This window comes from Streptomyces albireticuli, assembly GCF_021228125.1.
GTDB lineage: Bacteria > Actinomycetota > Actinomycetes > Streptomycetales > Streptomycetaceae > Streptomyces > Streptomyces albireticuli.
The window spans coordinates 158687-166781 of sequence record NZ_JAJQQS010000021.1 but is presented as its reverse complement, the minus strand read 5'-3'; the positions used below and the strand labels follow the sequence as shown (position 1 = coordinate 166781).

9 protein-coding genes are annotated in these 8095 nt (G+C 69.5%); 2 read left to right on the top strand and 7 right to left on the bottom strand.

Annotated elements, in window-relative coordinates; all coding sequences use genetic code 11:
* Together LUZ64_RS31070 and LUZ64_RS31065 are read left to right on the top strand one after the other, a co-directional pair.
* Positions 1-1025: acyl-CoA carboxylase subunit beta (locus LUZ64_RS31070; RefSeq protein WP_276522621.1), on the top strand; the 1025-nt coding region annotated here is incomplete at its 5' end.
* A gap of 12 nt (positions 1026-1037) precedes the next feature.
* On the top strand, positions 1038-1235 hold the full coding sequence (locus LUZ64_RS31065) for an acyl-CoA carboxylase subunit epsilon (RefSeq protein WP_087926104.1): 198 nt from the start codon (positions 1038-1040) through the stop codon (positions 1233-1235).
* 166 nt (positions 1236-1401) lie between these two features.
* Here LUZ64_RS31065 and LUZ64_RS31060 read toward each other — a convergent pair whose 3' ends face one another.
* The 7 genes from LUZ64_RS31060 to LUZ64_RS31030 form a co-directional block, all read right to left on the bottom strand.
* Positions 1402-1983 carry a GTP-binding protein gene (locus LUZ64_RS31060; protein ID WP_095582304.1) on the bottom strand — a complete coding sequence of 194 codons (582 nt, stop codon included), beginning with the start codon at positions 1981-1983 and terminating at the stop codon, positions 1402-1404.
* Positions 1964-2503: a DUF742 domain-containing protein gene (locus LUZ64_RS31055; protein ID WP_095582303.1), complete on the bottom strand. Its 540-nt coding sequence runs from the start codon at positions 2501-2503 to the stop codon at positions 1964-1966. Before LUZ64_RS31055 ends, LUZ64_RS31060 begins: the two co-directional genes overlap by 20 nt.
* 84 nt (positions 2504-2587) lie before the next feature.
* Positions 2588-3010: a roadblock/LC7 domain-containing protein gene (locus tag LUZ64_RS31050; RefSeq protein WP_087926101.1), complete on the bottom strand. Its 423-nt coding sequence runs from the start codon at positions 3008-3010 to the stop codon at positions 2588-2590.
* A 1-nt stretch (position 3011) separates the two neighbouring features.
* Positions 3012-6272, bottom strand: a complete 3261-nt coding sequence (locus LUZ64_RS31045; protein ID WP_095582302.1) for a nitrate- and nitrite sensing domain-containing protein — start codon at positions 6270-6272, stop codon at positions 3012-3014.
* Between the two features lie 328 nt (positions 6273-6600).
* Complete coding sequence (locus tag LUZ64_RS31040; RefSeq protein ID WP_095582301.1) at positions 6601-7182, bottom strand: GTP-binding protein; 582 nt, start codon at positions 7180-7182, stop codon at positions 6601-6603.
* Positions 7163-7570 (bottom strand): DUF742 domain-containing protein, encoded by a 408-nt coding sequence (locus LUZ64_RS31035; protein ID WP_087926098.1) that lies wholly within the window; start codon positions 7568-7570, stop codon positions 7163-7165. The genes LUZ64_RS31040 and LUZ64_RS31035 overlap by 20 nt, the downstream gene beginning before the upstream one ends.
* Before the next feature lie 104 nt (positions 7571-7674).
* Complete coding sequence (locus LUZ64_RS31030) at positions 7675-8088, bottom strand: roadblock/LC7 domain-containing protein (RefSeq protein WP_170116805.1); 414 nt, start codon at positions 8086-8088, stop codon at positions 7675-7677.
* Positions 8089-8095 lie beyond the last annotated feature (7 nt).

Genomic DNA, 8095 nt, shown 5'->3' with positions numbered 1-8095 from the left:
GCCCGGCGCTGACCGACTTCGTCTTCATGGTCCGCGAGACCTCCCAGATGTTCATCACCGGCCCCGACGTCGTCCGCGCCGTCACCGGCGAGGAGATCAGCCAGAACGGCCTCGGCGGCGCCGACGTGCACGCCGAGACCTCGGGCGTGGCGCACTTCGCGTACGACGACGAGGAGACCTGCCTCGAAGAGGTCCGCTACCTCCTCTCGCTGCTCCCGCAGAACAACCGGGAGAACCCGCCCCGCGTGGCCAGCGAGGACCCGGCCGACCGTACCGGCGAGGTCCTCCTCGACCTCGTGCCCGCCGACGGCAACCGCCCGTACGACATGCGCAAGGTCATCGAGGAGCTCGTCGACGACGGCGACTACCTGGAGGTCCACGAGCGCTGGGCCACCAACATCATCTGCGCGCTGTCCCGGCTGGACGGCCAGGTGGTCGGCATCATCGCCAACCAGCCGCAGTCCCTCGCCGGGGTCCTGGACATCGAGGCCAGCGAGAAGGCCGCCCGATTCATCCAGATGTGCGATGCCTTCAACATCCCGATCATCACCCTTCTGGACGTACCGGGCTTCCTCCCGGGCGTCGACCAGGAGCACGGTGGGATCATCCGGCACGGCGCGAAGCTGCTCTACGCCTACTGCAACGCCACCGTGCCCCGGATCTCGGTCATCCTGCGCAAGGCCTACGGCGGCGCCTACATCGTCATGGACTCCCAGTCGATCGGCGCCGACCTCACCTACGCCTGGCCGACCAACGAGATCGCCGTCATGGGCGCCGAGGGCGCGGCCAACGTGATCTTCCGCAAGCAGATCGCCGAGGCCGACGACCCCGAGGCGATGCGGGCGCGGATGGTCAAGGAGTACAAGGCCGAGCTGATGCACCCGTACTACGCCGCCGAGCGCGGCCTGGTCGACGACGTGATCGACCCGGTCGAGACCCGGTCGGTGCTGATCAAGTCGCTGGCGATGCTGGCCACCAAGCACGCCGACCTGCCCTCCCGCAAGCACGGCAACCCGCCCCAGTAAGGGAGTACCCGCATGGACAACACCCTCGTACGCGTAGAGAAGGGCACCGCCGACGCCGAGGAAGTGGCGGCCGTCACCGCCGTCCTCCTGGCCCGCGCCGCGGCCGTCGGCCACCACTCGGCCCCGGCCCGCCCGCGCCGCACCGCCGCCGGCTGGCGCCGCCTGGAGCGCAGTTCCGGCTTCCGGGCGCCGCACAGCTGGCAGGGCTGAGCACCGGCCGTCCCCCGACGGGCCCCCACCGGGGCCCACCGGACCAGGCCCGCCCGCCGCGCCACCACCCGGCACCGTCCGGCGAGGCGGAAGGCCACAGCAACGCAGAAGGTCCCCGCACTCCTCGTGAGTGTGGGGACCTTTATGCGTCGGCGCGGCCGACGGCTCACCGCAGGCGCGCCATGAGGGCATGTTCGACCAGCGTGATCAGCGCGCTCTTCGCCTCGTTCCGGTGCCGGGCGTCCGTGACGATGATCGGCGCGTCCGGACCGATCTGGAGCGCCTCACGGACCTCGTCCGGCGTGTACGGCTGGTGGCCGTCGAAGCCGTTGAGGGCGATGACGAAGGGCAGGCCGCTGTTCTCGAAGTAGTCGACGGCCGGGAAGCAGTCCGCGAGTCTGCGGGTGTCCACGAGCACGACGGCGCCGATGGCACCGCGCACCAGGTCGTCCCACATGAACCAGAAACGGTCCTGACCCGGCGTACCGAAGAGGTACAGGATCAGGTCCTGGTCCAGGGTGATACGGCCGAAGTCCATCGCCACGGTCGTCGTGGTCTTGTCCGGCGCGTGGGTGAGGTCGTCGATCCCGGCCGACGCGGAAGTCATCACGGCTTCGGTGCGCAGCGGGTTGATCTCCGAGACCGCGCCGACGAACGTGGTCTTGCCCACGCCGAATCCACCCGCCACCACGATCTTCGCGGAGGTGGTGGAGCGGACCGCCTCGCCGCTAGAGGTTCCGAAGTCCACTGAGCACCCTTTCGAGCAGTGTCACGTCAGGCTGGCCGCCGGCGGACTCGTCGCCGCCGGGCTGATGGATGGCGACGAGCCCGGCCTCCGCCAAATCGGCGACGAGGATTCGGGCGACGCCGAGGGGAATGGAGAGAAGTGCCGAGATCTCGGCGACCGACTTGATCTCACGGCACAGATGGCAGATGCGCTGATGTTCCGGCAACTGCCCTTGGAGCTGTGACGGCTGGGCCGTCGTGTGCACCAGTGCCTCGATGGCGAGCTGGTACCGCGGCCTGGTCCGGCCACCCGTCATCGCGTACGGACGGACCAGAGGATTGTGCTTGCCCCCGGACTTGCCCCCCGAAGGGGAGCTCGCGGCGCGCCGGTGCTGCTGGGGCGGCTGCGCCGGGGCATGAGGCTGCCGCGGAGGTCCCGCGGGCGCTTGGTGGCTTGGCGCGGAGGGGAAGTTGAAGCGGTTCAACGGGGGTTGAGCCTGCTGATCATTTCCGTACGGGTAACCGCCTGGGGGCGTTGCCACGTCTCCTCCTCCGACTTGCCTGTCTGCTGCTGGTCGCGCCACCGCACCCTATGGCGCGGTGGCGCGAAACGCACTGCCTCTTTATTAGTTGAGAAGGCTCCCCTGCAGTTCGGCACGGAGATCGGGCGTCAGCACACTGCCCGCCCGGTCGACCAGGAGGGCCATCTCGTATCCCACGAGGCCGATGTCGCACTCGGGGTGCGCCAGGACGGCCAGGGAGGATCCGTCGGAGACGGACATGATGAAGAGGAAGCCGCGCTCCATCTCCACCACGGTCTGGTTGACGGCGCCGCCCTCGAAGATCCGGGAGGCACCGGCCGTCAGCGAGGTCAGGCCGGAGGCGACCGCCGCCAGCTGGTCGGCGCGGTCCCGCGGGAACCCTTCGGACATCGCCAGAAGAAGTCCGTCGGCGGAGACCACGACGGTGTGGGACACCCCGGGGGTGTTCTCCACGAAACTGGTGATCAACCAGTTCAGGTTCTGCGCCGCCTGGCTCATCGGGCTCACACTAACGCTCCTGATCGTAGGTACCGCCGGGGCCGAAGCCCTGGCCGTGTTGCTCATGCTGCTCGTGCGCGGTGGTGTCGTTACCCGCGCTGCGCCCCTGCTGGACCCCGCGGCGCAGATTGCTCAGCCTGCCGCGTACGTCCTCCGGGGCACGGGAGATCTGGGGCCCGTCCTGGGGGGTCTGCGCTGCCTTGCCCTCGACCAGATTGGCCTTGGGCACTCGGCGCGGCAGACCGGAGGAAGTGATACCGCCGGCTTTCGGCTCACGGAGCTGCTCGGCACGGTGCCAGCGCTCGTCGTTCGTCGATCGCCAGTCGGACTCTTCACCCTCCTGGGGCTGCTGTGGGACGTCCTGCTGGGGCTCCGGTACACCGGCCCCCGTGGCCTCCTCGACTGACTCGGGCTCCTGCCACTGCTTCGCGCGGCGCGGCAGACCGGCCCCGGTCAGCGAGTGGGAGCCGCTCGAAGCGGGGCCCGGACGGTCGAACTCTACGCGCTCGGGCTGCGCCGTGTCAGCGGGCGGCAGGGATTCCGAATCCGCTCCGTAAGCCTGCCGGCCGGCGTCCTGGTACGCACCGGAGTCCTGCCAGCCGGCCTGCTGCGCCGAGGCGCCGGGGCCGCCGAAGGGCGCCTGCGCCTCCGGGTAACCGGCCTCCGCGTAGCCCTGCTCCGGATAACCCGCGTCCGGATAGGCGTGCTGCTGGTGGGACTGGTCGTAGGACTGCTCGTAGCCCTGCTGGTCGTGCTGCGGCACCGCGTGCTGGCCGGTGTGCTGCGCGTGCTGGCCGGTGTCCTGGTCGGGCCGCTGCTCGTACGGCTGCGCCTGCTGGGGCTGCTCGTACTGCCGGCCGAAGGACTGCTGGTCGAAGGACTGCTGGTCGTACGGCTGTGCCTGCTGGGGCTGCGGGACCTCGTCACGGAACAGCGGACGGTTCTCGGCGGCCTGCTGCTGCGCCTCCAGAGCGGCACGCCGCTCCTCGCGCAGCCGCGAACGGCCGACCGGGTCCAGCGAGGGGGCACCGGAGGGCGCCTCCTGGCCGGGCTCGTAGCGGGAGTCGTCGAAGCCGAGCTCGGCCGCGGTGCGGGGCCGGGCCGCCGGGGCGGACTGCTGCTCGGGCACCATCCGGGAGACCGTGAAGTCGTCGCCCGACAGCTCGTCCTCGCCACCGCCACCGTGCGTGATCGCGTCCGGCAGCATGACCAGCGAGGTGGTGCCGGCCTGCTCACCCGACGGGCGGAGCTGGACGCGGATGCCGTGCCGGGTGGCCAGTCGGCCGACCACGAAGAGGCCCATGCGCTGCGCGATGGCGACGTCCACGCTCGGCGGGTTGGCCAGGCGGTGGTTGATGTCCGCGAAGTCCTCGGCGGTGAGGCCGATGCCCTTGTCGTGGATCTCGACCATGACGCGGCCGTCGGGCAGCCGGGTCGCGGTCACTCGGACCTTGGTGTGCGGGGAGGAGAACGTGGTCGCGTTCTCCAGCAGCTCGGCGAGCAGGTGCACGAGGTCGGTCACGGCCAGGCCGTGGATCTCGGCGTCCGGGACGCCGGACAGCTCGATGCGCTCGTACGCCTCCACCTCGGAGGAGGCGGCGCGCAGCACGTCCACCAGCGGGACCGGCTGGTCCCAGCGGCGGCCCGGCTCCTCGCCGGCGAGGACCAGGAGGTTCTCGCCGTTGCGGCGCATACGGGTGGCCAGGTGGTCCAGACGGAAGAGGTTCTCCAGCTGGTCCGGGTCGGCCTCGTGCTCCTCCAGCTCCGTGATCAGGGTCAGCTGGCCCTCGATCAGGGACTGGTTGCGGCGCGAGAGGTTGGTGAAGATCGCGTTGACGTTGCCTCGCAGCAGCGCCTGCTCGGCGGCCAGCCGGACCGCTTCCCGGTGGACCTGGTCGAAGGCGCGGGCGACCTCGCCGATCTCGTCCCGGGTGGTGATCGGAATGGGCTGGATACGGGTGTCGACACGGCCGGGGTCGGTGCGCGAGAGCTGGTCGACCAGGGCCGGCAGCCGCTGCTCGGCGACGTCGAACGCCGCGCGCCGCAGATGGCGCATGTTGCGGCTCATCGAGCGCGCCATCATCCCGGCCACGAAGAACGCGATGAGCAGGGCGACGATCATGATGGAGGAGTGCAGGATGGCGTCGCGCTGGGCGTTGGAGGAGACCAGCTCGGCCTCGTCCACCGCCTTGTCGGCCAGCTCCTTCTCGACCTCGCGGTAGGCGTCGAACTTCGCCGTCGCGGCGGTGAACCACGCGTCCGGGGTGACCCCGGCCTCCGCCAGCTGCTTGGGCGTCTTGCCCGAGGAGATCGCGGCGAACATCTTGTCCTGCTCGGAGATCTTGGCCTTGGTGGCCATGATGTCGTTGAGCCGGCTGATGTCGTCCTCGCCACCGGCGGCGTCGTACTCGCCGCGGGCGATGTACTCCAGGAAGTTGTAGGAGGAGAACGCGGTGACCTGCACCTCGTGCTCCGAGCCGGTCGCGGCCTCGGCGGAGCCCGCGGAGCCGGCCGCACCGGCCGGGTTGGTCTTGGACGCCGAGGCGCCGGGCTTGACCAGCAGGTGGGTACCGATGGAGCGCTGGAGCGACTCGGCGGCCTTCGCCAGCTCGATCGCGTAGACCATACGGCCGTAGGAGTTGCTGCCGGTGCCCAGGCCCAGCTCGTTGGCGAAGGCCATGAGGGGACGCTGGATGGCGCCGTAGCCGTCCTCGGTCTTCACACCGTCCAGTTGGGGGGTGTAGGCGATCTTGCGCAGCTTGGGCAGCGTCTGCTCCGCCTCGCGGAAGAGCTTGATGCGGCGCCGCAGGCTCAGGGTGTCCGGGGCCTGCTGGACGGCCTTGTCGAACTCCTCGCGGGCGGCGTCCGTCGCCTCCTGCGCCTTCTTGATCGCGGGGGTGTCGCGCTGGCCCTTCAGCATCGGCTCGGCGATGAGGTCACGCTCGTCGATGACGGCGTGCGCGTAGGTGGCCGCGGAGCGGACCAGACGCGCGGTGTTCGCGGCGTCCTTCGCCTCGGTCCAAGTGTCGACCGAGCTCTTCACGTCGAGACCGCCGAAGACCAGCGCCACGAGCACCGGGATCATCAGGATCGCGTTCAGCCGGACCGGCACCCGCCAGTTGCGCGGCGAGAACCGACCACCACGGCCGGCGGGCGGTGCGGGAGTTTCGGGGACGTCGGCAGGCGGCGGCACCGCTGTGCGCGACGGCGGGGTGAAGTTTCCCCGCTCGTCCCGCGCCTGCTGTGCGGCGCCCGTCTTTCTGCGCGTCACTCGACCAACAACCTCTCGGCGTCGGCACCTGCGTTGTGTGCCGTTTTTCGGCTGAGCCGTTACTGCTCAGTTCCTGGAATTCCAGCACGTCAGCCGTGTGCATTCCAAACACTGGACATGACGGCCGGGCGAAGCGATTTGCCCGACATAAAACGGGCATTAAGAGCGAGCGGCGCCAAATGCCGGGCCATATGTGCGCACAGTGAAGTCGGCCGAACGCACCGAGTGGTCGCGTCCGGCCGATTCTCTGTCGAAACGTTATGAAGCATGTGCCGTGCCGTGGCCAATGCCACAACCCATTTGTCATGCCTGGGTGGTGTGCGCAACGTTATTTCAGTCGGGCCATCAGAGCGTGCTCGACAAGCGTGATCAACGCGCTCTTGGTCTCATTGCGGTGCCGGGCGTCCGTCGTGATGATCGGCGTGTCCGGTCCGATCTGGAGCGCCTCGCGCACCTCCTCCGGCCCGTAGGGCTGCTGCCCGTTGAAGCCGTTGAGGGCGATGACGAAGGGCAGGCCGCTGTTCTCGAAGTAGTCGACGGCCGGGAAGCAGTCCGCGAGTCTGCGGGTGTCCACGAGCACGACGGCGCCGATGGCACCGCGCACCAGGTCGTCCCACATGAACCAGAAACGGTCCTGACCCGGCGTACCGAACAGATACAGGATCAGATCGTCGTCGAGGGTGATACGGCCGAAATCCATCGCCACGGTGGTCGTGGTCTTGTCCTGAACATGGCTCAGATCATCGATCCCGGCCGACGCGGACGTCATCACGGCCTCGGTACGCAGCGGGCTGATCTCCGAGACCGCGCCCACGAACGTGGTCTTGCCCACGCCGAAGCCGCCGGCCACCACGATCTTCGCTGACGTGGTGGAACGGCCGACGCCCCCGTTAGAGGTTCCGAAGTCCACTGAGCACCCTTTCGAGCAGTGTCACATCCGGCGTCCCGCCGGACTCTCCGCCGCCACCCGGCTGGTGGATGGCCACCATGCCGGCCTCCGCCAGGTCCGCGACGAGGATGCGCGCCACGCCCAGCGGCATGTTGAGCAGCGCAGAGACCTCCGCGACCGACTTGACCTCCCGGCACAGGTGGCAGATCCGCTGGTGCTCGGGGAGCAGCCCCGCGAGGTGGGCCGGGTCGGCCGTGGAGCTGACCAGCGCCTCGATGGCGAGCTGGTAGCGGGGCCGGGTGCGGCCACCCGTCATGGCGTAGGGGCGGATCAGCGGCTCTTCGCCTTCACTCCCGTACGGCGCGTGATGAGAGGCGCCGTACGGGCCGGGCGAGGCGGGCGGGGTCATGAATCCTCCGGACGGGACAGCAGGACTGGCAATAATGCCGTCGAGCGCGGGCCGGTGGGGGGTTTTCGGCCGTACGGTCGGACGGGATCAGCGGGAAACATCGGTCAGTTCAGCAGGCTGCCCTGGAGCTCGGCGCGGAGGTCGGGCGTCAGCACGGTGCCCGCGCGGTCGACCAGGAGGGCCATCTCGTATCCCACGAGGCCGATGTCGCACTCGGGGTGCGCCAGGACGGCCAGGGAGGATCCGTCGGAGACGGACATGATGAAGAGGAAGCCGCGCTCCATCTCCACCACGGTCTGGTTGACGGCGCCGCCCTCGAAGATCCGGGAGGCACCGGCCGTCAGCGAGGTCAGGCCGGAGGCGACCGCCGCCAGCTGGTCGGCGCGGTCCCGCGGAAAGCCTTCGGACATCGCCAGAAGAAGTCCGTCGGCGGAGACCACCACGGTGTGGGACACCCCCGGGGTGTTCGCCACGAAGTTGGTGATCAACCAGTTCAGATTCTGCGCCGCCTGGCTCATCGGACTC